29 protein-coding genes, 1 tRNA gene and 1 riboswitch are annotated in these 24,312 nt (G+C 70.4%); of the genes, 18 read left to right on the forward strand and 12 right to left on the reverse strand.

Translation table 11 applies throughout. From position 1 onward, the window contains the following. The first annotated feature begins 69 nt into the window (after nt 1–69). On the forward strand, nt 70–864 hold the full coding sequence (locus tag FHR33_RS34325; RefSeq protein WP_183656717.1) for an SDR family NAD(P)-dependent oxidoreductase: 795 nt from the start codon (nt 70–72) through the stop codon (nt 862–864). On the opposite strand, the gene FHR33_RS34330 is transcribed toward FHR33_RS34325, so the two are convergent. Continuing rightward, nucleotides 836–1,423 (reverse strand): TetR/AcrR family transcriptional regulator, encoded by a 588-nt coding sequence (locus FHR33_RS34330; RefSeq protein WP_183656720.1) that lies wholly within the window; start codon nt 1,421–1,423, stop codon nt 836–838. The two genes, FHR33_RS34325 and FHR33_RS34330, sit on opposite strands and share 29 nt — an antisense overlap. 438 nt (nt 1,424–1,861) lie before the next feature. Here FHR33_RS34330 and FHR33_RS52890 point away from each other — a divergent pair, with 438 nt between their 5' ends. Beyond that, on the forward strand, nt 1,862–2,344 hold the full coding sequence (locus tag FHR33_RS52890; protein WP_312895843.1) for a nuclease-related domain-containing protein: 483 nt from the start codon (nt 1,862–1,864) through the stop codon (nt 2,342–2,344). Here the strand turns inward: FHR33_RS52890 and FHR33_RS34340 are convergent. Both FHR33_RS34340 and FHR33_RS34345 read right to left on the reverse strand, forming a co-directional pair. After that, nucleotides 2,325–3,650: a vWA domain-containing protein gene (locus FHR33_RS34340; protein WP_183656723.1), complete on the reverse strand. Its 1,326-nt coding sequence runs from the start codon at nt 3,648–3,650 to the stop codon at nt 2,325–2,327. The two genes, FHR33_RS52890 and FHR33_RS34340, sit on opposite strands and share 20 nt — an antisense overlap. Then, nucleotides 3,647–4,477 (reverse strand): AAA family ATPase, encoded by an 831-nt coding sequence (locus FHR33_RS34345; protein WP_183656726.1) that lies wholly within the window; start codon nt 4,475–4,477, stop codon nt 3,647–3,649. Before FHR33_RS34345 ends, FHR33_RS34340 begins: the two co-directional genes overlap by 4 nt. A 217-nt stretch (nt 4,478–4,694) precedes the next feature. Here FHR33_RS34345 and FHR33_RS34350 point away from each other — a divergent pair, with 217 nt between their 5' ends. The 4 genes from FHR33_RS34350 (at nt 4,695) to FHR33_RS34365 (ending at nt 7,820) form a co-directional block, all read left to right on the forward strand. Continuing rightward, the gene (locus FHR33_RS34350; RefSeq protein ID WP_183656729.1) at nt 4,695–5,189 is read left to right on the forward strand and encodes a hypothetical protein; all 495 of its coding nucleotides are present in this window, start codon (nt 4,695–4,697) and stop codon (nt 5,187–5,189) included. 38 nt (nt 5,190–5,227) lie between these two features. Further along, nucleotides 5,228–6,541 carry a class F sortase gene (locus FHR33_RS52895; protein ID WP_183656732.1) on the forward strand — a complete coding sequence of 438 codons (1,314 nt, stop codon included), beginning with the start codon at nt 5,228–5,230 and terminating at the stop codon, nt 6,539–6,541. A 60-nt stretch (nt 6,542–6,601) separates the two neighbouring features. Continuing rightward, nucleotides 6,602–6,675, forward strand: a tRNA-Lys gene (locus FHR33_RS34360). 230 nt (nt 6,676–6,905) lie between these two features. Then, the gene (locus FHR33_RS34365; RefSeq protein WP_183656735.1) at nt 6,906–7,820 is read left to right on the forward strand and encodes a glycoside hydrolase family protein; all 915 of its coding nucleotides are present in this window, start codon (nt 6,906–6,908) and stop codon (nt 7,818–7,820) included. On the opposite strand, the gene FHR33_RS34370 is transcribed toward FHR33_RS34365, so the two are convergent. Further along, nucleotides 7,821–8,801 carry a sulfotransferase family protein gene (locus tag FHR33_RS34370; protein ID WP_183656738.1) on the reverse strand — a complete coding sequence of 327 codons (981 nt, stop codon included), beginning with the start codon at nt 8,799–8,801 and terminating at the stop codon, nt 7,821–7,823. A gap of 243 nt (nt 8,802–9,044) precedes the next feature. Here FHR33_RS34370 and FHR33_RS34375 point away from each other — a divergent pair, with 243 nt between their 5' ends. Beyond that, nucleotides 9,045–9,197 carry a hypothetical protein gene (locus FHR33_RS34375; protein ID WP_183656741.1) on the forward strand — a complete coding sequence of 51 codons (153 nt, stop codon included), beginning with the start codon at nt 9,045–9,047 and terminating at the stop codon, nt 9,195–9,197. 144 nt (nt 9,198–9,341) lie between these two features. Next, entirely contained in the window at nt 9,342–10,547 is a 1,206-nt protein-coding gene (locus FHR33_RS34380) for a CynX/NimT family MFS transporter (RefSeq protein ID WP_183656744.1), read from the forward strand. A 9-nt stretch (nt 10,548–10,556) separates the two neighbouring features. On the opposite strand, the gene FHR33_RS34385 is transcribed toward FHR33_RS34380, so the two are convergent. The 3 genes from FHR33_RS34385 to FHR33_RS34395 are packed head-to-tail and all read right to left on the reverse strand — an operon-like array spanning nt 10,557 to nt 12,567. Beyond that, the gene (locus FHR33_RS34385; protein WP_183656747.1) at nt 10,557–11,840 is read right to left on the reverse strand and encodes a phosphoribosyltransferase family protein; all 1,284 of its coding nucleotides are present in this window, start codon (nt 11,838–11,840) and stop codon (nt 10,557–10,559) included. A 7-nt stretch (nt 11,841–11,847) separates the two neighbouring features. Further along, nucleotides 11,848–12,270 carry a CBS domain-containing protein gene (locus tag FHR33_RS34390; protein WP_183656750.1) on the reverse strand — a complete coding sequence of 141 codons (423 nt, stop codon included), beginning with the start codon at nt 12,268–12,270 and terminating at the stop codon, nt 11,848–11,850. A 48-nt stretch (nt 12,271–12,318) separates the two neighbouring features. Beyond that, nucleotides 12,319–12,567 carry a DUF1876 domain-containing protein gene (locus FHR33_RS34395; RefSeq protein WP_183656753.1) on the reverse strand — a complete coding sequence of 83 codons (249 nt, stop codon included), beginning with the start codon at nt 12,565–12,567 and terminating at the stop codon, nt 12,319–12,321. Between the two features lie 153 nt (nt 12,568–12,720). On the opposite strand from FHR33_RS34395, the gene FHR33_RS34400 reads away from it, so the two are divergent. The 8 genes from FHR33_RS34400 to FHR33_RS34435 all read left to right on the forward strand — a co-directional run bounded on the left by FHR33_RS34400 (nt 12,721) and on the right by FHR33_RS34435 (nt 18,421). Continuing rightward, the gene (locus FHR33_RS34400) at nt 12,721–13,527 is read left to right on the forward strand and encodes a universal stress protein (protein WP_183656756.1); all 807 of its coding nucleotides are present in this window, start codon (nt 12,721–12,723) and stop codon (nt 13,525–13,527) included. Between the two features lie 92 nt (nt 13,528–13,619). After that, a complete protein-coding gene (locus FHR33_RS34405) occupies nt 13,620–13,823 on the forward strand; it encodes a DUF5302 domain-containing protein (RefSeq protein ID WP_183656759.1) in 204 nt (67 codons plus the stop codon). Nucleotides 13,824–14,053: 230 nt separating this feature from the next. Continuing rightward, the gene (locus FHR33_RS34410) at nt 14,054–14,431 is read left to right on the forward strand and encodes a roadblock/LC7 domain-containing protein (RefSeq protein WP_183656762.1); all 378 of its coding nucleotides are present in this window, start codon (nt 14,054–14,056) and stop codon (nt 14,429–14,431) included. 1 nt (nt 14,432) lies between these two features. Then, the gene (locus FHR33_RS34415) at nt 14,433–15,236 is read left to right on the forward strand and encodes a DUF4388 domain-containing protein (protein ID WP_183656765.1); all 804 of its coding nucleotides are present in this window, start codon (nt 14,433–14,435) and stop codon (nt 15,234–15,236) included. A gap of 29 nt (nt 15,237–15,265) precedes the next feature. Next, nucleotides 15,266–15,640 (forward strand): roadblock/LC7 domain-containing protein, encoded by a 375-nt coding sequence (locus FHR33_RS34420; protein WP_183656768.1) that lies wholly within the window; start codon nt 15,266–15,268, stop codon nt 15,638–15,640. A gap of 23 nt (nt 15,641–15,663) precedes the next feature. Then, on the forward strand, nt 15,664–16,035 hold the full coding sequence (locus tag FHR33_RS34425; RefSeq protein ID WP_183656771.1) for a hypothetical protein: 372 nt from the start codon (nt 15,664–15,666) through the stop codon (nt 16,033–16,035). 283 nt (nt 16,036–16,318) lie between these two features. Next, a riboswitch (cyclic di-AMP (ydaO/yuaA leader) is annotated at nt 16,319–16,453 on the forward strand. A 184-nt stretch (nt 16,454–16,637) separates the two neighbouring features. Beyond that, on the forward strand, nt 16,638–17,504 hold the full coding sequence (locus tag FHR33_RS50830) for a hypothetical protein (RefSeq protein WP_246452274.1): 867 nt from the start codon (nt 16,638–16,640) through the stop codon (nt 17,502–17,504). Between the two features lie 44 nt (nt 17,505–17,548). Continuing rightward, nucleotides 17,549–18,421: an alpha/beta fold hydrolase gene (locus tag FHR33_RS34435; protein ID WP_183656774.1), complete on the forward strand. Its 873-nt coding sequence runs from the start codon at nt 17,549–17,551 to the stop codon at nt 18,419–18,421. Here FHR33_RS34435 and FHR33_RS34440 read toward each other — a convergent pair. Beyond that, nucleotides 18,378–19,136 carry a DUF4388 domain-containing protein gene (locus tag FHR33_RS34440; RefSeq protein WP_183656777.1) on the reverse strand — a complete coding sequence of 253 codons (759 nt, stop codon included), beginning with the start codon at nt 19,134–19,136 and terminating at the stop codon, nt 18,378–18,380. The genes FHR33_RS34435 and FHR33_RS34440 overlap by 44 nt on opposite strands. 94 nt (nt 19,137–19,230) lie before the next feature. Beyond that, nucleotides 19,231–19,590, reverse strand: a complete 360-nt coding sequence (locus tag FHR33_RS34445; protein WP_183656780.1) for a winged helix-turn-helix transcriptional regulator — start codon at nt 19,588–19,590, stop codon at nt 19,231–19,233. 53 nt (nt 19,591–19,643) lie between these two features. Between FHR33_RS34445 and FHR33_RS34450 the strand changes: the two genes are divergently transcribed. Continuing rightward, complete coding sequence (locus FHR33_RS34450; RefSeq protein ID WP_183656783.1) at nt 19,644–20,249, forward strand: NAD(P)-dependent oxidoreductase; 606 nt, start codon at nt 19,644–19,646, stop codon at nt 20,247–20,249. Here the strand turns inward: FHR33_RS34450 and FHR33_RS34455 are convergent. After that, nucleotides 20,243–21,448 carry a DUF4032 domain-containing protein gene (locus FHR33_RS34455; protein WP_183656786.1) on the reverse strand — a complete coding sequence of 402 codons (1,206 nt, stop codon included), beginning with the start codon at nt 21,446–21,448 and terminating at the stop codon, nt 20,243–20,245. The two genes, FHR33_RS34450 and FHR33_RS34455, sit on opposite strands and share 7 nt — an antisense overlap. 23 nt (nt 21,449–21,471) lie before the next feature. On the opposite strand from FHR33_RS34455, the gene FHR33_RS34460 reads away from it, so the two are divergent. Continuing rightward, nucleotides 21,472–23,043 (forward strand): DUF885 domain-containing protein, encoded by a 1,572-nt coding sequence (locus tag FHR33_RS34460; protein WP_312895844.1) that lies wholly within the window; start codon nt 21,472–21,474, stop codon nt 23,041–23,043. Between the two features lie 39 nt (nt 23,044–23,082). On the opposite strand, the gene FHR33_RS34465 is transcribed toward FHR33_RS34460, so the two are convergent. Both FHR33_RS34465 and FHR33_RS34470 read right to left on the reverse strand, forming a co-directional pair. Further along, nucleotides 23,083–23,727, reverse strand: coding sequence for a class II aldolase/adducin family protein (locus FHR33_RS34465; RefSeq protein ID WP_312895845.1), 645 nt, complete (start codon nt 23,725–23,727; stop codon nt 23,083–23,085). Continuing rightward, on the reverse strand, nt 23,724–24,308 hold the full coding sequence (locus FHR33_RS34470; RefSeq protein WP_183656790.1) for a TetR/AcrR family transcriptional regulator: 585 nt from the start codon (nt 24,306–24,308) through the stop codon (nt 23,724–23,726). Before FHR33_RS34470 ends, FHR33_RS34465 begins: the two co-directional genes overlap by 4 nt. Nucleotides 24,309–24,312: the final 4 nt, after the last annotated feature.

Genomic DNA, 24,312 nt, shown 5'->3' on the forward strand with positions numbered 1-24,312 from the left:
GGCGAACGTTACCGCACATATCTGAGACAGAGTGTTGCAGTTAGGGAAATAAGTGCTACATTCCATCTCATGAACAAGACTTCACTGGTGACCGGCGCCTCGTCGGGGATCGGCGCCGAGTTCGCCACGCAGCTGGCCGCCCAGGGCTATGACCTCGTGCTGGTCGCCCGTTCCGTGGGCAAGATGGACGAACTGGCCGAGCGGTTGCGCGCGGCCCACAGCGTGGAGGTCGACGTGATCGGCCAGGACCTGTCGGCCCCTGACGCCGTCGGCCGGATCGCCGAGCGGCTGGCGGGCCGTCCGATCGACCTGCTGGTCAACAACGCCGGATTCGGCACGGCGGGCCGCTTCCAGGACATCGACCCCGGCCGTGAGCACGACGAGCTGATGGTCAACGTGGTCTCGCTGGTCGGCCTCACCCACGCGCTGCTGCCGGGGATGCTGGCCAGAGGCCAGGGCGCGGTCGTCAACGTGGGTTCGACGGCGGGCTTCAACATCGCGCCCTACTTCGCCACCTACGCGGCGTCCAAGAGCTTCGTTCTCAACTTCAGCCTGGCCCTGTGGAGCGAACTGCGCGGCACGGGCGTGAAGGTGCTCGCCGTGACCCCCGGCCCCGTCGAGACCTCGTTCTTCGAGGTGATCGGCACGCGTGAAGCGGCCATCGGGGCCAGGATGGCCACCCCCGAGCAGGTGGTCGCGGCGGCGCTACGCGGGCTCGAACGCGACCGCGGCTACGTGGTGCCCGGCCTGGGCAACTTCGCGATGGCCCATCTGATGCCGCGCAGGCCGCGCAGGCTCCTCGCGCTGGTCGGCAGGATGGCGACCAGGGGAGTGGTCAGGACGCCTGCGGCCGCAACGACGTGAGCAGCAGGTCGGCGAACTGCGCGCCCACCTGGCCGCCGGTCAGTGGCCCCTCGACGCGATACCAGGAGCCCAGATGGTGGACCGAGCCGAAGAAGTAGTCGACCACGATGTCGGCGGGCACGTCGGCGCGGAAGACGCCTTCGCGCTGCCCCTCGGCCACCAGGTCGCGGAAGCGCTCGTGGTAGCGGCGGCGCTCGGCCCGCACGGTCTTCTGCGTCTCGGGGGCGAGCAGGTGCATGGACCTGAAGAAGATCTTGGAGTCGTCGAGGTTGTCCGCCGTCGTCTCGACGACGTCGGCCGCCGCCGCGTAGAGCCGCTCGGACACGGTGCCGGGCCCGTCGGCGATCCGCGTCAGCCGGTCCATCTGCATCCTGAGAACGCGGGCGTAGATCTCGTGCAGCAGGTCGTCCTTGGAGTCGAAGTAGTGGTACATCGCCCCCTTGGTGACCCCGGCCGAGACCACGATCTCCTGCACCGATGTGCTCTCGAAGCCGCGCTCGGCGAACAGTCGCGTCGCCTCGGCGAGCAGCCGCTGTCTGACCGGTTCATCCTGTGCCATGGTCAACAGCATACCGACTGGTCGGTTGAGCGTCCGGTAGGGGCTCATCACGCCTAAGTTAGGCTTGCCTTGGGTATCTTTTGACCGGCGAGGGATCTTCGGCGTGGCAGATCCATGTTTAACCTACTGAACTCGGGGAGTTTGCCGTGCCCGGTGGTTCAATCTACGTGCAGCAGGACGAGAAGTTCACAGGCTCGTCCCCGCAGTGGTGGTACGAGAAGTTCTGGCGCGAGGACGCGAAGAACCGGCAGCGCTCCAGGGCCGTCAAGGCAGGCTTCGGGTTCGTGGCGGGCGTGGCGCTGGCCATCCGCTTCGAGCTGCCGTGGCCTCCCGCCTTCGGCCTGCTGTTCGCCGCTCTCGTGGCCGCCCTCGACTGGGCGATCGTCTGGCACAACTTCAACGCCACCTCCGTCTGGCGGGGGCCGCCGCCACGGCGAGGTGATCACCCAGCGCAAGCTCAGGCGCGGGCTCAGCAGGCACGGCTACCACATCCTGCAGGGCAGGGCCATCCGAGGCCAGGCCTCGATCGACCATCTGGTCATCGGTCCCGGCGGGGTCTGGATCGTCGACAACGAGTCGTGGGCGCCGGACACCGACATCGCCGCCTACGGCGGGCGGCTGTTCTTCGGCGAGAAGTTCGGCTCGCACGTGGCCAAGCCGCTGGTCGCCGCCGCGGGCGCCTTCGCCGAACTGCTCGGCAAGGAGACCGGCATCCCGCTGACCATCCATCCGCTGCTTGCCGTCCACTGCGGGAGGCTGCCGCGCGGCGGCGTGGTGAACGGCGAGGGCATCACGCTGCTCAAGCCGTCGCTGGCCGCCAAGCTGATCAGGCGGTCGGACCGGGTGGTGCTGACCGAGGAGCAGATCGAGCTGCTCGCCCGCACCGCGGCGCGGGAGCTGGCTAGGCGAGCCGCTCGATGAACTCCGCCAGCTGGGCGATGTTGCGGCACTCCCGCATCGGCACGATCGAGCCGTAGGACGTGGCGAGCGAGTCGCCGCTGTCCCACTGCTGCCTCGGCTCTGGGTTGAGCCAGTAGGCGTGCCTGGCGTCCTTGACCAGCCGCTTGAGCGTGTCGAGCGCGGGCGGCTGGTAGTTGGAGCGGGCGTCGCCCAGGATCAGCAGGCTCGTTTTCGGGCCGATGACGTCTTTCTCGGCGAACTCCTCGAATGCCCGCCCATAATTTGTCCTCCCAAAGCGGGACATATTGGCTTCTGTAGCGAGTTTGGCTAGCGCCTCGCTGACGTCACCGCCCGGCGTGAAGAATCGGGTGATCTCATCCACGGTGTCCACGAATCCGAATGCCCTGACTTTCGTGAACTGCTCCCTGAGCGCGTAGGTCAGCAGCAGCGTGAAGTGGGCGAAGGAGGAGACCGAGTCGCTGGTGTCGCAGAGGATGACCAACTCGGGCTTGTGCGGGCGGGGCGGCCTGAACCTCGGGTCCATCGGCACCCCGCCGGTCGACAGCGACGCCCGCACGGTCCTGCGGAAGTCGAGCCTTCCCCGCCTGCCGTGCCGCTGCCTGATGGCCAGCCGCGCCGCCAGCCTGCGCGCGAGCGGGTGGACCTCCCTGCGCAGCCTCGCGAGGTCCGCCCTGGTGATCCGCAGGAAGTCCAGCTGGTCCAGCGGCGGCCGTACGGCGGAGCGCGCGATGCGCTCGATGCCGGAGTCCTCGGCGATCCTGCGGCGCACGTCAGTGGCGACCGCCTCCTCGAAGCGCTTGATGTTGGCGTTGACGCGCTGGCGGGTGGTCTTCTCCTCCAGTCCGCCTCGCGGCACGCCCCGCAGGATGCGAGCCATGAGCGTCTCGGGTGACAGCGCGCGCATGACGCTGTAGGAGAACCAGTTCTGGCGGCCCTCGGCGGCCGGCTGCCTGCCGAAGCGCTCGACCATCGCTCTGGCGAACTCCCTCATCTCAGGGTCGGTCGAGCCGGTCAGGAGCCTGGCCAGATGCTCGCGCAGGTCGGGCAGGGGCGCGTCGTCGTCCGGCCTGCTGTACAGGCCCGTGGTCGAGGAGGGGAACCACAGGTCGAACAGCATGTCGAAGCCAGGGCGGTAGGCGGGCTTCTTGACCAGCGTCGCCGCGTAGGCGGCGCGCAGCGACTCACGCTCGGTCAGGTCGATCACCCGCAGCGCTCTGGCCGCGTCGAGCCCCTCGGCCAGCGAGACGGGCAGCCCCGCCTCGCGCAGGGCGTGCACGAAACCGACGTGCCTGTCGACCAGGCTCACAGGCCCAGCTCCTTGCGCGCCCTGGCCTGGTCGGAGGCGTGCTTGAGCACCACGCCGAGCGTGCCCGCGACCGTGCTCTCGTCGAGCTCCTCCCGGCCCAGGGCCAGCAGCGTGCGTGCCCAGTCGATGGTCTCGGCGACGGAGGGCGCCTTCTTCAGCTCGAGGGCCCGGAGCGTGGCCACCGTCCTGGCCAGCTGCTCGGCCAGGTCGCTCGTCAGGGTCGGCACCTGGGCCAGCACGATGTCGCGCTCGCGCTCCTGCGTCGGGTACTCGATGTGCAGATAGAGGCAGCGTCTCTTCAGAGCCTCCGACAGCTCGCGCGTGGCGTTGGAGGTCAGCACGACGAACGGCCTGAGCGTCGCCTCGATCGTGCCGAGCTCAGGGATCGTGATCTGGAAGTCGGACAGCAGCTCGAGCAGCAGCCCCTCGACCTCGACGTCGGCCTTGTCGGTCTCGTCGATCAGCAGCACGGTCGGCTCCGCGCTCCTGATCGCCTTCAGGAGCGGGCGTTCCAGCAGGAACTCCTCGGAGAAGATGTCGTCGTCCGAGCTGGTCGCCTGGATGCGCAGGAGCTGCTTCTTGTAGTTCCACTCGTACAGCGCCCTGGCCTCGTCGAGGCCCTCGTAGCACTGGAGCCTGATGAGGTTCGCGCCCGTCGCCAGCGCGACCGCCTTGGCAAGCTGGGTCTTGCCCACCCCCGCGGGGCCCTCGGCGAGCAGCGGCTTGCCCAGCGCGGCGGCCAGGAACACCGAGGTGGCGATGGAGGCGTCGGAGAGGTAGTCAACGGCGGCGAGGCGCTCGCTCACGTCGGCGGGCGAGTTGAACATCGATGCTCCTGTCTGCGGGGACCGAACTTTATTCTAGCACTAGTGGCAATAAATCCAGAATTAGGGGGATTCGTGGATGGCGATGAAAACCGCAATAAGGAGTGCTCTGCCTTATTGCGGTAATGGGCGGGGCAAGAAGCTGATTTGCCCGGTTCGGCGGATGAGACATAGGGGGATTTCATCGCATGACTTCTCAGTCATTGAAGGAGGAAACGCGATGCGTATCGCAGTTCTCGCCGCCGGCCTCATCCTGGCCTCCGGCTTCGGCGTCACCGCAACGGCGACCGCCGCTTCGGCACAGGCCCAGACCGCGGCTGTCGTCTTCACGGGAGACGACGACGGCGACTGGGGCGGTCGCGGCGCAGACCGCGGCTGGGGCCAGCACCGAGGCTTCGACCACGACCGCAAGGGCTTCGACCACGACCGCAAGGGCTTCGGCCACCACAAGGGCTTCAAGGGCTTCGGCCATCACAAGGGCTTCGGCCGCCACGGGTGCCGTGGCGGGGGCCATGGGTGCGGTGGCGGAGGCCACCACGGGTGCGGTGGCAGGGTCCCCCACTGGGGCGGCCACCACTGCGGCGGGGGCCACGGCGTGGGCTGGGCCCCCGGCGAGGGCCCCGGCTGCGGTGGCTGGGGCTGGGGCGGGGGCGGCGGCTGCGGCCGCGGCCCGCACACGGGCGGCGGCGGAATGGCGACGGTGTTCGCCCGCTAGCCATGACGGGACGCTTCATTGGCCGCCACGCTCTGCGCGTGGCGGCCTTCCTCACCGCTCTCGCCATGGCGTCGGCGCCCGCACAGGCCGACACCAAGCCGCCGACGCCCGCACCGGCGGACCCCAAGCCGAAGCCTGGACAGGCGGACAGCAAGCCGCCGACATTCGTACCGGTGGACAGGAAGCCGCCGAAGCTCGCGCCGGTGGACAGGAGGCCGCCCCAACCCACATGGGTCGACGCCAAGCAGCGGAAGCCCGCGCAGGCGGACACCAAGCTACGGCCGAAGCCCGTGCGGACGGACGTCAAGCCGCTGAAGTCCGTGCGGGCGGAGGTGAAGCCGGCACAGCCTGTGCGGGTGGACACGGAGCTGTCGCGGCCTGTGGGGACGGATGCCAGGCCGCCGAAGTCCGTGCAGGTGGGCGCGAAGCCGGTGCGGCCTGTGCGGACGGACGTCAGGCCGCTGAAGTCCGTGCGGGCGGAGGTGAAGCCGGCACAGTCTGTGCGGGTGGACACGGAGCTGTCGCGGCCTGTGGGGACGGATGCCAGGCCGCTGAAGCCCGCGCAGGTGGGCGCGAAGCCGGTGCGGCCTGTGCGGACGGACGTCAAGCCGCTGAAGTCCGTGCGGGCGGAGGTGAAGCCGGCACAGCCTGTGCGGGTGGACACGGAGCTGTCGCGGCCTGTGGGGACGGATGCCAGGCCGCCGAAGTCCGTGCAGGTGGGCACGAAGCCGGCACAGTCTGTGCGGGTGGACACGGAGCTGTCGCGGCCTGTGGGGACGGATGCCAGGCCGCTGAAGTCCGTGCAGGTGGGCGCGAAGCCGGTGCGGCCTGTGCGGACGGACGTCAGGCCGCTGCCGCCTGCGCAGGCGGACATGAGGCCGTCGGACACGAAGTCGTCGGACTCGCCTCCCAAGGCCATCCAGATCCCGAGCCTGGCCCTGGGCGCCCGGATCATGCCGGTCGGTTTCGAGGAGGGCAGGATCGCCTCCCCGCCGCTCAGCGCGTCGCAGCGGGTGGGCTGGTTCTCCATGGGCCCCAAACCCGGCGCGACCGGCGCGGCCATCCTGGTCGGCCATTACGACAGCACCACGGGCCCCGCGGTCTTCTACCGGCTGAGCGAGCTGCGTCCAGGCCGGCTGATCTACGTGACCAGGAAGGACGGCCGGCGGCTGCGCTTCCGCGTCACCAGGAAGGCCACCTACCCGAAGGACGACTTTCCCGGCATGGAGGTGTACGCCGACCCCGGCCGGCCGGAGCTGCGGCTGATCACCTGTAGCGGGGCGTTCGACACCAGTACCAGGCACTACGTCGACAACACGGTCGTCTACGCGACGTTGGTCGGCAGGGGCTAGAGGTCCTGATTGCTGCTGATTCGACCTGCGTGGCGAAGCCAGGTATATTTCTTCCCGCGGGCGCCGCTAGCTCAGTTGGTTAGAGCAGCTGACTCTTAATCAGCGGGTCCGGGGTTCGAGTCCCTGGCGGCGCACAAACAGAAGGCTCAGGTCATGTAAATGGCCTGAGCCTTCTTTTGTTTTCGCCATTTCAGGGCGCCTCCGTCGGCTGGAAACGCGAGGTCAGGGGCGCCGGGAAGTCGCTGATCAGCAGCGCTGTCAGGGCGGGCGCTCATTCCTATAAAATCAATAGGAAATGCATGGAAGAGTCAAGGAAGGGCGAAGGTCCATGAGCGTTGCCGGCCAGGGTCCTACTGTCGTGCCCATGTCGATCGATAGGACGTTTCTTCCCACGCCGGACCGTTCGGTGGCGGCGGTGGTGCCGGCCGTACCCGGCGAGGGGCACTGGGCGGGAGCGCCCAGCGCGGTGGCCCATGACGGGTGGATCTACCTGGCCTACCGCCTGCGCAGGCCGGTGGGGGAGGGCAGGGGCCATGCCGTCGTGGTGGCGCGCTCGGCCGACGGCGAGCGCTTCGAGACCCTGCTGACGATCACGAAGGAGGAGGCGGACGCCGAGTCCCTGGAGCGTCCGTGGCTGATGCGCACCGCCGAGGGTCGCTGGCGGCTCTACCTCAGCTGCGCCACCCACGGCACCAAGCACTGGCGGGTGGAGGCGCTCGAAGCCGACGACCCGTCCGCCTTCGACCCCAGGCTGCGCACGACGGTGCTGCCGGGCGATCCGAAGACCGGGGTCAAGGACCCGGTGATCGTGCGCAGGGGCGGCACCTGGCACCTGTGGGCCTCCTGCCACCCCCTGGCCGACCCCGCCGAGGCCGACCAGATGGTGAGCGCCTACGCCACCAGCGCCGACGGGCTCTCCTGGACCTGGCACGGCACCGCACTGAGCGGCCGTCCAGGGGCCTGGGACGCGCGCGGCACCCGGGTGAGCGCTGTCCGCTTCACCAGCGACGGCGTCCTGGCCTTCTACGACGGCAGGGCGAGCGCGGCGGAGAACTACGAGGAGTGCACCGGGGTCGCCGCGGGACAGGACCCGGCGGCGCTGACCCCCCTGGGCGCCGGGCCTGTCGCCTTCTCGCCCCACCACGGTGGCGGGCTTCGCTACCTCGACCTCGTCGACCTGCCGGGGGGAGGGGCGCGGCTCTACTACGAGTACACGCGGGCCGACGGCGCCCATGAACTGCGCACCGAGCTGCGAGCCGCACCGCGCCTCGCGGACTGATCATCCCGGCAGGGGGCGGCCGTTGCGCGACTGCCGCTGGCCGGGAGGGCGGGCCCCGACCAGCCCGCCCGAGCGGTCCCTCGGCCGCAGCCAGTCGCTGAAGTCCTCCCCTGTCACCTGCTGGAGAAGCTCGATGTCGGCGGCGAAGTAGGGGATCAGCCGCCGCCGCTGGTCCCAGGTGAGGGGCCGCCGTGAGACGCCCCTGCGCTGCAGCAGGTGCTCGATCGGTTCGGCCAGCGCCCGGCCCACGCCGTGGGGCAGGACCTGCGCGCACGCCCTGAGCGCGGCGGACAGCAGGCTGTGCCGCCCGCCCGGGTCGGGGTGGGCGGTCACGTTCTCCCGAGGAGCGTGCGTGAGCAGGCCCTGCTCGACGCCGAGGAAGGCGCAGATCCTGTCGAGGGTCTCCACGGGCCTGTCCACCAGGTCCCGGTACCTGAAGACCAGGACCTGCTCGCGCGGGAACAGCGTGAACAGGTGGGCGAGCTGCTCGCCGTACCGGCCGAGCCCGATGTAGTGCCAGAAGTGCGCCCATCCCGCCGAGATCCTGTGCTCCTCCGCGGCGCACGCCCGCACCACGTCGCCGATCGGCTCCAGCCCCGCCGACCACAGGTGGGTCCAGTTGGAGTGCGCCCGCTCGACCGGGTCGCGGAGGATCGCGATGAGCCGCGCCCCTGGAACGGTCTCGCGCATGCGGCGCTGGGCGTCCAGGTCGTAGAGGTAGAAGGGGGTGGCCTCGCCGAGAAGCGCGCCTTCGGGCGCGTCGTCGAACAGCGCCTCGTAGTCGGCTCTGCGCCAGACGTGCTCGCGGTAGGTCTGGGCGTCTCCGGGGCCGCCGTGGGAGGGAGGCGGCCCGTCGGTGAGGAAGAACTTGGGCTCCTTGACCCGCGACAGGTGAAGTGCGGGATGCTCGCGGAGCGCGGCGTGCAGGGCAGTGGTGCCGGCCTTCGGGGCGCCGATCGCCAGGAAGTGCGGCAAAGGCATCGTCCTCGTCCTTCCTACTCCCTGTCCTTTGCAATCCATGCATAACAAGTAGGGAATATTGACTTCAGGGAAAGAGGCCCATAGGTTGGCGCCATGAGACAGCGCCTCCTGCTGACCAGGCGCCCGCACGTGGACTTCGGCCACGTCGCCGGCGCGCGGTGTCGTTGATCGCGGATCGATGTCTTCGACTTCCGGCCCGCGTGTCCCTCGCGGCGGCACGCCCTTCCTCAGGAGGACCATCCCGTGATCAACACCGTGCGGCCCAAGACCCCGATCGAGGCGACCCAGGAGGAGCGGTTCCCCGGCGATGTCCACTGGTACGACCTGCCGGACGACGACGTGGAACTCGACGAGGACGACACGCTCCCGCACGGCCCTTCCCAGGCCGTCGCATGACGCTGCCTCGCGGCCAGGCCGGGTGACCGGCACGTCGCGGACGATGCGGCGGCTTCGCCCCCGGCCGTGAGCGCGGAAGACCCGGCGCGGGCGCGCTCACGGCGCTGTGCTTGGATGGCCGCCTAGGGGCCGCGAAGGAGCGAGATGTCTGTGGAATGCCGCCAGGACGGTGCCCAGGGGACCGGCGGCCGGGTGGCGGCAGGCGGAGCGCTGTTCTCCGTCGCGGTGGCGCTCACCGCGTTGAACCTGCGACCGGCGGTGACCAGCGTCGGCCCGCTGCTCGACGAGACGCGCGCCTCTCTCGGCGCGAGCGAGACGTGGGCGGGGCTGCTCACCACCGTCCCCGTCCTGTGCTTCGCGGTCGCGGGCCTGATCGCGCCGCTGCTGGCGCGCCGGGCCGGGGTGGGCGCGGCAGTCTCCATCGCGCTGGCCCTGCTGGCGGGCGGGCTCGTGATCCGTGTGCTGGACGGCTCACTCCTCATGATCGGGGGGACGCTGGTCGCCGCCGCCGGCATCGCCTTCGCGGGCGTGCTGATCCCCGTGGTGGTGAAGGAGTCCTTCCCTGCCCGCATCGGCTTGATGACCGGCGTCTACACCGCCGCCCTGCAACTCGGCGCCACGCTCGGGTCGGCGCTGACCCCGCCGCTCGACACCGCGCTCGGGGGATGGCGGCCCGCGCTGGCCACGTGGGCCGCGCCGGCCGTACTGGCGCTGGTGGTGTGGACGGTCGCCGCGCGAGGGGGCGGGTTCGGGGCCGCCGCGCAGGCCGACCGGCGGGGGCGCTCGCTCCTGCGCAACCGGCTGGCCTGGATCATCACCGTGTTCTTCGGACTGCAGGCGCTGCTCGCCTTCGTGGTGATCGGCTGGCTGCCCAGGGTCCTCATGGACGTCGGAGGGGTCAGCCGCGGTGAGGCGGGGTTGCTGCTCGGCCTGCTGGCGCTCCTCGCGCTGCCGATCAGCCTGGTGGTGCCCGCGCTCGCGGCCAGGAGCGGCAGCCAGAGCGGATGGATCGTGGGCCTCGGCGGGTGCGGGCTGGCCGGTCTGCTCGGCCTGCTGCTCGCGCCCTCCTTCTCGCCCCTGCTGTGGACGGTGCTGCTCGGTCTCGGGATGAGCGTCTTCTCGCTGGCCCTGACCACCATCGCGCTGCGGGCGCGCACCGGTCAGGAGACCGCGAAGCTCTCCGGCATGGCGCAGGGGTTCGGATACCTGCTGGCCGCCGCGGGCCCGTTCCTGTTCGGCCTGCTGCACGATGTCACCGGTGGTTGGACGGTCCCCTTCCTCATGCTGATCGGCGTGCTCGTGGTCCAGATCGGGGTCGGCGCCCTGGCCGGCCGCCCCCGCTACGTGTAGGGAGCGCTCCTACGCCTCCGCCCCGTGGCGCGAGGCCCCCTGCGGCAGGTGCCGGGTGAACCACTCGCGGGCCAGCGCGGAGACGGCTTCGAGCGCTCCAGGCTCCTCGAACAGGTGCCCCGCGCCCGGCACGACGGCGAGCCGGTTCTCACAGCGCAGCAGTGCCTGGGCGGCTCGGTTCAGCTCGAGCACCTGCCGGTCGTCGCCGCCCACGATCAGCAGCGTGGGCGCCTCCACCTCGGCGAGACGCGCCTCGGCCAGATCGGGCCTGCCCCCTCGGGAGACCACGGCCGCGACATCGGCGTGCGGGACGGCCGCGGCCCACAGCGCCGCCGCCGCTCCCGTACTGGCCCCGAAGTAGCAGACGGCGACGTGCGGCAGGTACGCGCGCAGCCATTCGGTGGCCTGACCCAGCCTGCCGGCCAGCAGCGAGATGTCGAAGACGTTGGCCCTGTGGGTCTCCTCCGCCGAGGTGAGCAGGTCGAACAGCAGCGTGCCGAGCCCCGCCTTGTGCATGGCGCTGGCGACGTAGCGATTGCGCGGACTGGAACGGCTGCTGCCGCTGCCGTGGACGAACACGACGACCGTGCGGGCGCCGCGCGGAACGACCAGCTCACCCGGCAGCGCCGTGTCGCCCGCCTCGATCCACACCTCCTCCGACATCCCCGTGACGCACGAGAGCAGCTCGCTCACCTGCTCCTCGCCGATCTGCGTGAAGTCGGCGTACCACTGGCCGATGGAGGTGAGTGAGCGAGGGGTGAGCACGCACACGACGTCGTCGGCCTCCTGGCGCAGCCGTACGGCGGTGTCGGGAGGGCAGACGGGCGTGGCCACGACGACGCGAGCGGCGCCCTGCGCCCTGGCCACCTGGCAGGCGGCCCGGATCGTCGCGCCCGTGGCGATGCCGTCGTCGACCACGATGGCGGTCCTGCCGGTCAGGTCGACCTTGGGCCGCCCCCTGCGGATGTGCGCGGAGCGTCGCTCGAGCTCGGCCCGCTCCCTGCTCTCCACGGTCGCCATGTCCTCCGGCCGGAGGGCGGCGCCCTTGATGATGTCGTGGTTCAGAACGCGCACGCCGTCCTCGCCGATCGCGCCGAACGCCAGCTCAGGCCTGATGGGCACGCCGAGCTTGCGCACCAGGATGACGTCGAGCGGCGCCCCGATGGCGTCGGCCACCTCGAAGGCGACAGGGACGCCGCCGCGGGGAAGACCGAGGACGACGACGTCCTCACCGGCCAGCGGGCGCAGTTTCTCAGCGAGACGCCGTCCCGCTTCGCTGCGATCGGCGAACATCGGCGTGCTAGTTGTTCGCGGGAGCGGCGCTGATGTCGGCGAGGACGGAGCGAGAGTCCCGCTCGAGGGCCAGGTCGCCCAGCGACACCACGCCCACGGGCCTGCCGTCCTCCAGTACGGGGATGCGCCGGATCGCCTTGCTGCGCATGAGCTCCACGGCCTGCTCGGCGTCGTCCTGCGGTGTGACGCAGGTCAGCCCCTCCCTGCTGCACACCTCGCCGAGCGAGGTCCGCCCAGGGTCGCTGCCCTCCGCGATCGCGCGGATGACGATGTCCCTGTCGGTGACGATGCCGAGAAGCCGGTCGTCGTCCACGACGAGCACGTCCCCGATGTGGTGATCACGCATCTGCTTCGCCGCCTCCGCCAGCGTCGCCCCCGACGGCAGAGACACCGGCGCCGGTGTCATGATCTCGCGTACCTTCTGCATCATGGGATGCCTCCCCGTCTCGCGCCCGCGTCCGGGCGTGATGCGGTCGGTTCAGCTGGGCGTGGTGGCCGCGTTCTGGGCGACGTCCATGTTGGCCGTTCCGAGCAGCTGATAGGTCAGGTCCTGCAGGGCCCGGCCGGCGGCCAGCTCGTCCCCGATGTCGGGGGCGGGCGGGTCGTTGGGATTGCGGTGGGCCTCGCCGTAGCCGGCCAGCCGTCCGCCGGACAGAGTGGCGTGGGCCTTGGTGAGATCGCCCTCTTCGGTGATGTCGATCTGCACGACCCAGCGTTTGTCGTTCATGGGTGCGCCTCCTTCTCCTGAGGGGCATCCCTTACCCTCGATGTGGCGCTCATCACAGTGCGGAAGGTCCGGGTACGGCAGGTTAGGGTCGTTTTCCGGTTCACGCCGAGGGCAGATGTCTCCAGAGGAGTGCCCTGAGGCAGGTGAGCGAACATGCGAGGCCCTGTCATAGCGGGAACCGACGGGTCGCCGGCCGCCCTGCGAGCGGTCGAGTGGGCTGCGGAGGAGGCGGTCTTCCGGCGGGCGCCACTGGTCATCGCGCACGCCATCCCACGCTGGGCCGTCGACATCCCGGTCAACCAGTCGCCCGAGGACGACGAGCGCGCGCGGATCATGCTGGCGGAGGCGGTCTCCATGTCGTGGGCGCGACGCGACGGCCTGGAGGTGACCACCGAGATCCTGGACGGCAGGCCGGAGGAGGCGCTCGCCGAACGCGCGGCCGACGCCCAGCTCCTCGTGGTGGGCAGCAGGGGCGGCGGTGAGCTCGCCTCCCTGCTCATGGGCTCCACGAGCCGCGCGCTGACGGCCCGGCCGCCGTGCCCGACCGTCGTGGTCCGCGAGAGCTCGGCCCACGGCGAGGTCGTGGTCGAGATCACCGGCGCGCACGGGCAGGACCCGGTCCTGGCCTTCGCCTTCGAGGAGGCCGCCCTTCGCGAGGCTCCCCTGAGGGCCGTGCATCCCTGGTCCCACCCGAAGCGGCGCGGGCACGACGACGACCTGCCCGAGGAGCGCCGCCTGCTGACCGACGTCCTCGCGGGGTGGCGGGGCGCCTTCCCCGACGTGGCGGTGGTCCAGGACCTCCCACACGACCGCCATCGCGAGAGGCTGCTCGTCGAGGCGTCCGAGCGGGCCGCCATGGTGGTGGTCGGGGCGCACGGCTGGCCCGTCGGGCTGAGCACGCCCGCCTCACACACGCTGCTGCGCCGCGCCCACTGCCCCGTCGCGGTGGTCGCCCGCTGACGACCTCGGGCGGGGTCTCAAAGGGCGGCCGGTTTCGCGGCGTACGCGCGATCGTGCGAAGCTGTCTTTGTCCCCAAGACCAGGAGGTCCTGATGGCTGAAACACCAGCGGAACCCGAGCCCACCGAGGCCCCCGAGGAGGAGCTGAAGCGGAAGTTCCGCGAGGCGCTGGAGCGCAAGAACAACCAGCACGCCGACTCGGTCGAAGGCGGCAGGGGGAAGGATCCGTCGAAGATCCATGGCGCGCACGGTCCCGCTTCCAACAAGCGGACCTTCCGTCGTAAGAGCGGCGGCTGACGCCTGGTCTCCAGAGGAGGGTACGGCCTGCCGTACCCTCCTCGGATCTTGTCTGGAGCCGCGAGGGCCGATCGCCGGCCTCGCGGGCAGGCTTGCCACTCTGGCGTAGTTTTCCGCCCCTCCAGTTATAGATATCCATAACCGGCGACATTCCCGACCAACGCTGGAACGTCGGCCCCTCCGGCCCCCTCCTACGCTGTCCCGATCAGCACGACGGCGAGGGAGGTCCCGTGCTCGGACTCGACGACTGCCTGGCCGAGGTCATGGCCATTCCAGGCGCGCTCGACGCGATGGTGGTCGACCACGCCAGCGGCATGGCGGTGGCCGCGACAGGCGGCGACGTCGACGTCGACGCCGCGCGTTCGGCGGCGGCCATCAGCGAGACCCTGCGCGTCACGATGGACGGCCTGGCACAGTCGGCGCCGGGTGGAACGGTCCGGGTCGACGACATGCTCGTCACCACGGACAAGGGCCACCACCTGCTGCGTCCCCTGGAGACGCCGTTCGAGAGCCCGCTGGTCATCTACGTGCGGCTCGACAGGGACAGGGCCAACCTCGCCCTGGCCCGCTTCCGCCTGCAGGCCATCTCCCGTCAGTTGACGATGTGACATGCCTGCGCTGGACATGCTGCTCGCGGGACTGGCCAGAGAGCGGTCGACGGGCGCCCTGCGCGTCGGGCGCTCCGGCACGATCTTCCTCGACGCCGGCAGGGTCGCCTACATGGAGTGCGCCGACACGCCTGGCGCCGAGGACGTCCTCGCCGCCAGCGGCAGGGTCTCCGAGCAGACGCTCGGGGCGGCCAGGCGGGAGGGCGCGGGGAGCAGGCTGGTCGAGGAGGGCGCGCTCACCAGGGGCGAGCTGCAGCACTGCGTGCTCGGGGCGGTGCTGGACGCCGCCTTCTTCCTGCTCCAGGTCACCGGCTCCAGGCCGAAGTTCAGGCCGGGCGAGCGGCACTGGCTGGGCGGCCAGTGGTTCTTCGAGGTCGAGGCGATCGTCCGCGAGTGCGCCCGCAGGGCCGCGCAGCTGACGGCGATCTGGCCCTCGGCCGAGCTGGACACCGCCCCGGTCTCGCCGGTCAGGCGGCTGCCCGGGCACCGGGTGGTGCTCAGCGACCTGCAGTGGGAGATCCTCATCCACGCCGACAGGGAGGCGACCCCCCTCGAACTGGCCAGACGGCTGGGCAGACCGGGCTACTCGACGCTGCTCGCGGTGCGCAGGCTGGCGGCCGCGGGACTGCTGCACCGTCCCGCGGCCACGGCGCTGCCCCTGCGCGGCGGCCGCCGGGACCGCGAGCCCAGGCCTCCGCACGACCCCGACGCTCCCGCGCTGCCTCTCGGGCCGGCGGTGAACGGCGACCCGACCGACCTGAACCTGCTGATCCGGCTGAAGAAGGCGCTGGAGGAGCTGTCGTGAGGTTCCCCTCACTCAGAAGGAGACCACCAGTGGAGCTGCGAGAAGAGGTGCTGAGAGAGATGGTCCTCCTCAGGGAGCGCACCCCCGACATCAGCGGGAGCGTCGCCTGCACGGTCGACGGGCTGACCGTCGCCTGCGATCTGAACGCGGACAACGCCGAGCAGACCGCGGCGCTCTCCGCCGCCCTGCTCGCGCTGAGCGCGCGCATGGCCGCCATGGCGGGCAAGGGCGCGCTGGAGGAGACGCTCATCTCCGGTACGGCCGGCTTCGCCGCCTTCTACGCGGCGGGCCCCACGATCGTCCTCACAGTCCTGGCCGAGCCCGGAACCAACCTGGGGCTGCTGCGGCTGGAGGGCCGCAAGACGGCGGCGAGCGTGGCCGCCATCGCATCACGCAAGCGGTGACTCACACCCCGACGGAGGAAAGCATGGCGAGCATGGACGTCTCCCTCAAGGAGATGATGGCGATCGACGGCGCCCTCGGCGCCGTGGTGGTCGACTACGGCAGCGGCATGGCGCTGGGCGCGCTGGGTGGCTCCAAGGACCTGGACCTGCAGGTGGCGGCCGCGGGCAACACCGAGGTGGTCAAGGCCAAGCTGCGCACCATGGAGTCGCTTGGCCTCAAGGACACCATCGAGGACATCCTGATCTCCCTGACCGGGCAGTACCACATCATCAGGCCGATGACCGGCAGGGGCGGGAAGGGACTGTTCCTTTACCTCGCGCTGGACCGCGGGAGGGCCAACCTGGCGATGGCCCGTCACCAGATGCGCGCCATCGAGGAGAAGCTCGAGGTGTGACCCGCGCCTCCCCGTGCCCGCCCTGCGGCGGGCACGGGGAGGGCCTACATGCCCTGATTCGTCAGGGAATTTCATGATTTTCTTGGCTAGATCGCATTAATGATCAGAGCGCGCGTATTCCGCTGTTTTTCAGGGGTTTCGGGTGCCGCCAACCCGGTTGAATCGTGACGATAAAGGGTAGATCTTCTGCCCGATTCATGGGTTTGCTTTTGCCTTTGGGGTGTTTTGCCCCTAGAGTCCATTGCGTTACCAGCTGGTGACCTTGCCCTTCATCAGGAAGGCAGGCCGGCTGGCGCCGAATCCCGCAGTGCGGGAACCGGGGACCCATCTCATTGGGGTGAATCCGGCCCACGGGCCGGTAGGGCATCTCCACGCCCGAACCCGTCAGCTAACCCGGTAGGCGAGATGGAGAGGACCGAACCCCCATGCACTACCGCCACGCCCCTGTAGCGATGATACCCGCCGCCTGCTGAGCGGCCCCTTTACTTCCCCCTTCCTTCCTCCGCGCTCCGCGTAGCGTCCGTTCGGCCTGTGCCCGGCTACGCCTTTCGCTGATCTCACTTTGAGCGCGGCATTCCCATTGCCTCAAACAAAGGACTTTCATGACCGCCCGCTTCGGCATGCGCGTTTCCGCTCTGCTCGTCACCACCGCCTTCACCGTCGGCGCCGGCGCCACCGCCGCTTTCGCCGAGCCCACCGCCCCCGACATCAGCCAGGCCACCGAGCAGCGGACTCTCCTCAAGGGATCCACCACCGCCTCCTACTACTGGGACGACGCCTCCGGCCGCGCCGGTGACACCGGTCTGCCCGCCAGTGGCATCCCGATGCGCAAGGGCCTGGCCGCCAGCCCGAGCTGGCCCCTCATGACCGAGGGCTACGTCGTCTACAAGGGCAAGAAGGCCCCCTTCTTCGTCGGTGACCGCGGTCCCGGCGCCCCCTCGAACAACGGCATCATGCTCGACCTCGACGCCAAGACCTTCGCCGACCTGACCGGCGGCACCTTCAACTCCAGCACGCTGGGCGTGGACGGCAACGGCGGCCAGGGCCACATCAAGGTCCAGTACGTCATCACCAAGTGGGGCAACGGCGTGGGCAAGAAGAACCACCCCGTCGCCTTCTCCACCGGCGCGTGGGGCCGCAAGGACACCAACCCGGCCAAGCCCCCGGTGGACGTCCTCGCCGTCGCGGCCAAGAAGAAGGCCGCCGAGGAGAAGAAGGCCGAGGCCGCGAAGGTGGCCGCGCTGAAGGATAAGGCCGAGCAGGCCAAGGAGGCCCAGGAGGTCGGCAAGGCCGCGGCCATCGCGCCCGCCTCGCTGGACACCGACGCCACCGCTGCGACCACCGCCGCCGAGACCACGTCCGACACCTCCCGCACCGGCACCGCGCTCGCCCTCGTCGGCGGCCTCGCGGTCGTGGGCGGAGTCGGCTACCTGGGCCGCGGCCGGATCCGCAGGGCCGTCCGCCGCTAGGACGGTCTTGCCGTCATGCGGAACAGAATGTCATTCTGTTCCGCATGACGCTCATGGCGAAGAGCAACGGCATCGAGATCGCCTACGACAGCTTCGGCGCCCCCGGTGACCGACCGCTCCTGCTGATCATGGGGCTGGGCTCGCAGCTCGTTCACTGGGACGAGGAGTTCTGCGAGCTCCTCGCCGCGAGGGGCCACCACGTCGTCCGCTACGACAACCGCGACGTGGGGCTCTCCACCCATCTCACCGAGGCGGGAGTGCCCGAGCTCGTCCCCGGTGCGGCCGCGCCCTACCTGCTGAGTGACATGGCAGACGACGCGGCCGGTCTCATGGACGCGCTCGGCTGGCCTGCCGCCCACGTGCTGGGCGTCTCCATGGGCGGCATGATCGCCCAGGCGCTCGCCATCGGCCATCCCGACCGGGTGCTCTCGCTCACCTCGATCATGTCCACGCCCGGCCCCGACGTGGGACCGCCCACCCCCGAGGCGATGGCCGCGCTGTTCTCACCGCCCGCTCCCGACAGGCAGACCGCCGTCGAGCGGGCGCTCGAGGTCTGGGCGGTGATCGGCTCACCCGGCTACGAGATGGACCGCGAGCGCATCGCGAAGGTCGCGGGCCTGGCCTACGACCGCGCCTACGACCCCGCCGGGACCACCCGCCAGCTCGCCGCGATCCTCGCCTCCGGTGACCGTACCGAGGGGCTGGGCGGGCTCACGATGCCCGCGCTGGTGATCCACGGCGAGGCCGACCCGCTGGTGCAGATCGCGGGCGGCAGGGCCACCGCGGCCGCCATCCCCGGCGCCACGCTGCTCACCTACCCCGGCATGGGGCACGACCTGCCCCGCCCGCTGTGGGAGGAGATCATGGACGCGGTCACAGCTGTTCAAGGCCGGCCTTCAGCCGCAGCAGCAGGCTGAGCTCGGCGGGCTCGTGGCGCACGTCGGTGCCGGGCGGCTTGGCCGAGCGCCTCGGCAGGGCGGGCGCGCGCCTCGGCTTGACCAGAAGGTCGGCCGCCGCCAGCTCCCTCACGGCCAGCAGGACGGTGAAGGCCGTCCTGTCGAGCCTTCTGGCCAGTTCGAGCGGGGTGGCGGCGCCGTCGGCGTGCACGAGCACCTCCCACTGGCGGTCGGTCAGCGAGACCCGCTCGCCCGGCAGCCGGGGGACGGGGACCACGGGTGCGGCGTCGAGCTCGTCCGAAGGCCAGACCTGGTCGAGCTCCGCGGTCCTGCGCCCGCACTCCTCGATCAGTTCGCCGACCTCGAAGTGCCAGTGGGGGCCCAGCCAGTGGCGCTCGCTCGGGCGGAACTTCGGCCGCGCGTGGTCGAGCCCGAACAGCAGCAGGGCCGAGTCGAGCACGGTCCTGCGCAGAGCTTCGGCCAGCTCCTCGCGGGTCAGCAGGCCCTCGCTGAACAGCGGCTCGCCGCCCTCGCGCCTGGTCACGGCGCGCTCCATGTCGGCGGTGCTCACCCTGCCGCCACTGGTCAGGAGCTCCTCGACGCCCGGCGTCTCGGCGCTCTCCATGTAGGTCACCTTGCCTTCGAGCAGGTAGACCACCCCGGATCTGCCCACGCGCAGGGCACCCGACGAGCAGACCCCCGCCAGCCCGGTGAGGAGGCTCTCCAGCGGACGCACCGAGCCAGGCTATGAAGGCTTCGGCCGCGCCGGAAGAGGGGGGTAGAGGATATGTTCCTCTTGGGAGGGGAAAAGGCTCACCGTATAGAAAAGATCACTGTGCGTGATCGATGGCCTCGCGGCTCCCCATGATGCGCCCGACGTTCTGCTCGGCCCAGCGCGTGACGGCGGCGACAGGCTCGTGCAGCGAGCGTCCGAGCTCGCTGAGGGTGTACTCCACCCTGGGGGGCACCTCGGCGAAGATCTTCCTGGTCAGCAGTCCGTCGTACTCCATGGCGCGCAGCGTCTGGGTCAACACCTTCGGGGTGACGCCGCCGACGCGCCTGCGCAGCTCGGTGAAGCGCATCGGGCCGTCGGCCAGGCTCAGCAGCACCAGCACCGACCATTTGTCGCCGATGCGGTCGAGAACCAACCTGGTCGGGCAGTTCGGGTCGAAAGCATCGCCAGTATCCATAAGGTACCTATAGCACGATGAAGTAATCAGTATCAAACGGATACCATTGAGTTATGAAGATCCTACTTTTCGGCGCCACCGGCATGATCGGTCAGCGCATCGCGGCGGAGCTGGGCAATCGCGGTCACGAGGTCACAGGAATGAGCAGGTCGGGCCCGGTCAAGGGCGACGTGGCGCAGGCGGGCGAGCTCGCCAGGGGCTACGACGTGGTGGTCTCCGCCATCGCCCCGCCGCGCGACGGCTCCGAGCCCGAGGCGCCCTTCCTGGCCGCGAACAGGGCCCTCATCGACGGCGTCCGCGCGGCGGGCGTGAGGCGCCTGCTCACGGTGGGCGGCGCGGGCGGCCTCGAGGTCGCGCCGGGCGTCAGCCTCGTCGACACGCCCGGCTTCCCCGAGATCTACAAAAAGGAGTCCCTCGCGGCGCGGGCCGTCTACGAGCAGCTCTACCGGAAGGTCGACGACCTCGACTGGACCTACGTCGCCCCCGCCGCGGAGATCGCCCCCGGCGACCGGACGGGCGTCTTCCGCCTGGGCGGCGACCAGCTGCTCACCGACGCGGACGGCAGGAGCTTCATCACCGCCGAGGACTTCGCGGTGGCCGTCGCCGACGAGGTGGAGAGCGGCGAGCACCCGCGGCGCAGGATCACCGTCGCCTACTGATCCTCTTCGGGAAGGAGCGCCTTCTCGTCGGGCTTGTGGACCAGCACGGTGTCCACGTACGACTTCACCGCGGCGGGCAGGCCCACGTCGCCGCCCGCCGTCTCCGAGAGGTACCAGCGGTGGTCGAGCACCTCGTGGAAGAGCTGCGCCGGCTCCAGCTTGCGGCGCAGCTCCTCCGGGATGGCCTCTATCGTCGGCTGGAAGACCTCGGCCAGCCACCTGTGCGCCACGATCGCCTCGTCCTCGTGCCGCAGGCCCCTGGCCACGCGGAAGCCGTCGAGGTCGTTCAGCAGCCGCCGCGCCTGGTTCTCCTCGGTGTCGAGACCGGTCAGGCGCAGCAGGCGGCGCTGGTGGTGGCCGGCGTCGACGACCTTGGGGCGCACGATGAGCCGTCCCGTGCCGACCTTGCGCCGCACCATCATCTCGGCCACGTCGAAGCCGAGAAGGTTGAGGCGGCGGATGCGGTTCTCCACCTTGTGCCAGTCGACCTCCTCGATGATCTCGTCCTGCGTGATCTCCTCCCACAGCCGGTGGTAGCGGGAGGTGATCTGCTCGGCGGTGTCGAGCGGGTCGATCGAGGGGTGCAGCAGCCCGCCCGCCTCGAGGTCGAGCATCTCGCCGAACAGGTTCATGTAGGCGATCTCGATGTCGTGCAGGCGCTGGCCCTCGCTGATCATCGGGTGCATGTCGCCGGTCTCGGCGTCGACGAGGTAGGCGGCGAAGGCCCCCGCGTCCCTGCGGAACAGCGTGTTGGACAGCGAGCAGTCGCCCCAGAAGAAGCCGTTGAGGTGCAGCCGGACCAGCAGCACGGCAAGCGCGTCGAGCAGGCGGGTGAGGGTGTCGGGGCGCAGGGTGCCCGACATGACGGCCCTGTAGGGGAGCGAGAACTGCAGGTGCCTGGTGATGAGCGCGGAGTCGAGCCCCTCGTCCCTGCCCGTCACGTACGCCACGGGCTCGACCGCGGGCGCGTCCAGCCTGGCCAGGTCCCACAACAGCCGGTACTCCCTCTTGGCGTACCGCTCGCTGATCTCCTTGATCGCGTAGACCTTCCCGCCGAGCCTGGCGAAGCGCACCACGTGGCGGGAGATACCGCGTGGCAGGTCCACAAGGTGGCGGGCGGGCCACTCTTCCAGAGGGAGCTCCCAGGGGAGGCGGATGAGGTCGGGGTCGCCGAGCGCACCGGTGATCTGAAGCGGCATTTCATCAGGATATGGTGCGGAAGGTGGACGAGTTTCTGACCTGGTACTTCACCCGTAACCCCATCTCCGCGACACTGCTGGGCGCCGAAGGCTACGACCGCACGCTCGGCGACTTCACCGAGGACGGCCTGCTGAACTACGAGCGCGAGCAGGCGGGGTGGCTGGAAAGGCTCGCGACGTGGGAGACCCCCACCGTCGACGACGAGATCGACCGTGACCTGGCCGTCTCCCAGCTGCGCGGCGACCTGGCGCTGGCCGCGTGGCCGTGGTGGCGCAGGGATCCCAGCGCCTACCTGGGCGGCGTCTTCGCCTCCCTGTTCGTGCCGTTCCAGCGGGCGCTCAAGCCGGAGTCCGAGCTGGTCGAGGCGGCGATCGCGCAGCTCGGCGAGGTGCCGGACGTGCTCGCGGCCTGCCGCGTCAACCTCGAGCCCGAGCTGGCGGCCGACCTGCAGGTGCAGCGCGCCCTCGGCCAGGCCCGCACCGCGAGGGGGCTGCTGACGCAGACCATCCCTTCGATGATCGACGACGCCGTCCTGAGCTCCAGGTTCGCCGTGGCGGCCGAGCCCGCCGCCCGCGCCTTCGACGGCTTCGTGACCTTCCTCGAGGGCTTCGAGGCCCGCGGCAGCTGGCGGATGGGGGAGAAGCTCTACACCACGCTGCTGACCGAGCGGGAGCTGCTCGGGTACGGCGCGGCGGGCCTGCACGAGCGAGGCAGGCAGCAGGTGGCGCTGCTCGACGCCGAGATGCGCGAGGCGGCCCGCAGGCTCGACGGCTCTGACGACTGGCGCGCGGCGGTGGCCGTCCTCGCCGACAACCACCCGCCGACCCTGGAGGCGATGCGCGCCGAGTACGAGGCGGAGACGCAGCGCGCCCGCGAGTTCGTCCGCGAGCGCGACCTGGTCACCTTCCCCGAGGGCGAGGAGTGCCTGGTGCTGCCCTCGGCCGCCTACAACAGGCCGATCCTGTCCGTCGCGCACTACATCTCGCCGCCGCCGCTGACCAGCTCGCGGCGCGGCTACTTCTTCGTGCCCTACACCCCCGACGGCTTCACCGACGAGCAGGTACGGCAGCGCCTGCGCACCAACAGCCGCTTCCAGATGCCGGCGATCTCCGTCCACGAGGCCTACCCCGGCCACCACTGGCACCTGGCGCACAAGGCGGGCAACCCCAGGACGATCCGCAAGGTGTTCAGCACGCCGTACTTCAACGAGGGCTGGGGCCTCTACGTCGAGAAGATGATCAACGAGCAGGGCTACTTCGACACCCCGGCCACCGAGCTGGGCTACCTGGACGCGCGCATCTTCCGCGCCGCCCGCATGGTGGTCGACACCGCGCTGCACTGCGAGGAGATGTCCATCGAGGACGCCGAGGCGTACATGCTGGCCAACTCCTCGCTGTCGCCCGAGACCGCCAAGGGCGAGGTCAACCGCTACTGCGCGTGGCCCACCCAGGCTCCCTCCTACCTGACCGGCGCGATCGAGATCGAGCGGATCGGCAAGGCGTTCAGCGGGTCGCTCAAGGAGTTCCACGACAGGATCGCGGGCTCGGGCAGCCTGCCGCTCGGCCTGGCCGAGAAGGCCGCGCTCAGCGCCTAGCGCGAGAAGCCCGCGATCAGCGCCTGGAGAAGGCCGCGCTCAGCGCCTGGGAAAGACGGGCGGGTTCGCCGCCCGCTCGACGACGGCGGCCAGCTGTTCGTCGGTGAGCACGACCGGCTTGCCGACGGACAGCCCCCGCACGTAGACCTCGCACAGCCACTCGAGCAGCCGGGTGGCCTCGAAGGCCTGCTCCAGCGTGGCGCCGATGGTCACCCCTCCGTGGTTGGCCATCAGCGCCGCCTGCTTGCCCTCCATCGCCGTCCTGATGTTGGCGGCCAGCTCGGGCGTGCCGTAGGTGGCGTACTCGGCGACCTTCACCACGCCGCCGAGCAGCAGGGCGTTGTAGTGGACGGGTGGCAGCTCGGTCATGGTGGTCGCCACCACCGTGCCGAAGACGGCGTGCGTGTGCACGACGGCCTGCGCGGTGGTGCTCCCGTAGATCGCCAGGTGCATCGGGGTCTCCGAGGAGGGCTGCAGCTCACCCTCGACCAGGTAGCCCTCGACGTCCACGACCGGACACATCTCGGGGGTCAGCCGGTCGAGCGCGACGCCCGAGGGCGTGACGGCCACCAGGTCGCCGTGGCGCGCGCTCAGGTTCCCCGAGGAGCCGAGCACCAGCCCGAGCTCGACGGCGCGCCCGCCGTACTCGCAGAGCTGCTGCCTGAGCTGGTCGATGGCGGTCACAGTGCCTCCAGGGTCGTGGTCATGATGCGCTCCAGCTCTGCCCTGCCCAGCCGGCCAGGGTAGAGCAGCGCGCGCAGGCTCAGGCCGTCCACCAGGGCCAGCAGCCGTTCGGTCAGGTCGTCGAGGCCCTCGTCCGCGCGGATCTCTCCGGCCGCGCGCGCCTCCTCCAGCAGGCGCCGTACGGCGGCGCGCAGCTCGGCCGCCTCCGCCCTCTGCACCTCGGCCAGGCGCTCCACGGCGAGACTCCTGCTCCAGAAGCTGATCTCCAGCCGGGTCTCCTGCGCGCGATCCTCGTCGAGCGGCAGGTTGTCCATCAGCACCTCGCGCAGCGCCGCCAGCCCCCGCGCGTCGCCCACCCGCTCGGTGATGCGCGCGCGGATGCGGCGATGGGAGTCGCGCAGCGCGGACAGAAGGATCTCGTCCTTGTCGGCGAAGTAGTGGGCCAGCACTCCGTTGGAGTAGCCCGCCTCCTTGGCGATCGCGCGGGAGGTGGCGGCGTCGATGCCGTCGCGCACGATGACGGCGGTCGCGGCGGACAGCACCTCGCGGCGGCGCTCGTCGTGGTCAACGATCTTCGGCATGGTT

This window comes from Nonomuraea dietziae (assembly GCF_014195505.1).
Classification (GTDB): Bacteria; Actinomycetota; Actinomycetes; order Streptosporangiales; family Streptosporangiaceae; genus Nonomuraea; species Nonomuraea roseola.

What these genes read in the sequence shown, in the direction of transcription:
- FHR33_RS34325 (WP_183656717.1), top strand. Translation starts at nt 70, where the DNA reads ATGAACAAGACTTCACTGGTGACCGGCGCCTCGTCGGGGATCGGCGCC.
- FHR33_RS34330 (WP_183656720.1), bottom strand. Translation starts at nt 1,423, where the DNA reads ATGGCACAGGATGAACCGGTCAGACAGCGGCTGCTCGCCGAGGCGACG.
- FHR33_RS34345 (WP_183656726.1), bottom strand. Translation starts at nt 4,477, where the DNA reads ATGTTCAACTCGCCCGCCGACGTGAGCGAGCGCCTCGCCGCCGTTGAC.
- FHR33_RS34350 (WP_183656729.1), top strand. Translation starts at nt 4,695, where the DNA reads ATGCGTATCGCAGTTCTCGCCGCCGGCCTCATCCTGGCCTCCGGCTTC.
- FHR33_RS34365 (WP_183656735.1), top strand. Translation starts at nt 6,906, where the DNA reads ATGTCGATCGATAGGACGTTTCTTCCCACGCCGGACCGTTCGGTGGCG.
- FHR33_RS34370 (WP_183656738.1), bottom strand. Translation starts at nt 8,801, where the DNA reads ATGCCTTTGCCGCACTTCCTGGCGATCGGCGCCCCGAAGGCCGGCACC.
- FHR33_RS34380 (WP_183656744.1), top strand. Translation starts at nt 9,342, where the DNA reads ATGTCTGTGGAATGCCGCCAGGACGGTGCCCAGGGGACCGGCGGCCGG.
- FHR33_RS34385 (WP_183656747.1), bottom strand. Translation starts at nt 11,840, where the DNA reads ATGTTCGCCGATCGCAGCGAAGCGGGACGGCGTCTCGCTGAGAAACTG.
- FHR33_RS34390 (WP_183656750.1), bottom strand. Translation starts at nt 12,270, where the DNA reads ATGATGCAGAAGGTACGCGAGATCATGACACCGGCGCCGGTGTCTCTG.
- FHR33_RS34395 (WP_183656753.1), bottom strand. Translation starts at nt 12,567, where the DNA reads ATGAACGACAAACGCTGGGTCGTGCAGATCGACATCACCGAAGAGGGC.
- FHR33_RS34400 (WP_183656756.1), top strand. Translation starts at nt 12,721, where the DNA reads ATGCGAGGCCCTGTCATAGCGGGAACCGACGGGTCGCCGGCCGCCCTG.
- FHR33_RS34405 (WP_183656759.1), top strand. Translation starts at nt 13,620, where the DNA reads ATGGCTGAAACACCAGCGGAACCCGAGCCCACCGAGGCCCCCGAGGAG.
- FHR33_RS34415 (WP_183656765.1), top strand. Translation starts at nt 14,433, where the DNA reads ATGCCTGCGCTGGACATGCTGCTCGCGGGACTGGCCAGAGAGCGGTCG.
- FHR33_RS34425 (WP_183656771.1), top strand. Translation starts at nt 15,664, where the DNA reads ATGGCGAGCATGGACGTCTCCCTCAAGGAGATGATGGCGATCGACGGC.
- FHR33_RS50830 (WP_246452274.1), top strand. Translation starts at nt 16,638, where the DNA reads ATGACCGCCCGCTTCGGCATGCGCGTTTCCGCTCTGCTCGTCACCACC.
- FHR33_RS34435 (WP_183656774.1), top strand. Translation starts at nt 17,549, where the DNA reads ATGACGCTCATGGCGAAGAGCAACGGCATCGAGATCGCCTACGACAGC.
- FHR33_RS34445 (WP_183656780.1), bottom strand. Translation starts at nt 19,590, where the DNA reads ATGGATACTGGCGATGCTTTCGACCCGAACTGCCCGACCAGGTTGGTT.
- FHR33_RS34450 (WP_183656783.1), top strand. Translation starts at nt 19,644, where the DNA reads ATGAAGATCCTACTTTTCGGCGCCACCGGCATGATCGGTCAGCGCATC.
- FHR33_RS34455 (WP_183656786.1), bottom strand. Translation starts at nt 21,448, where the DNA reads ATGCCGCTTCAGATCACCGGTGCGCTCGGCGACCCCGACCTCATCCGC.
- FHR33_RS34470 (WP_183656790.1), bottom strand. Translation starts at nt 24,308, where the DNA reads ATGCCGAAGATCGTTGACCACGACGAGCGCCGCCGCGAGGTGCTGTCC.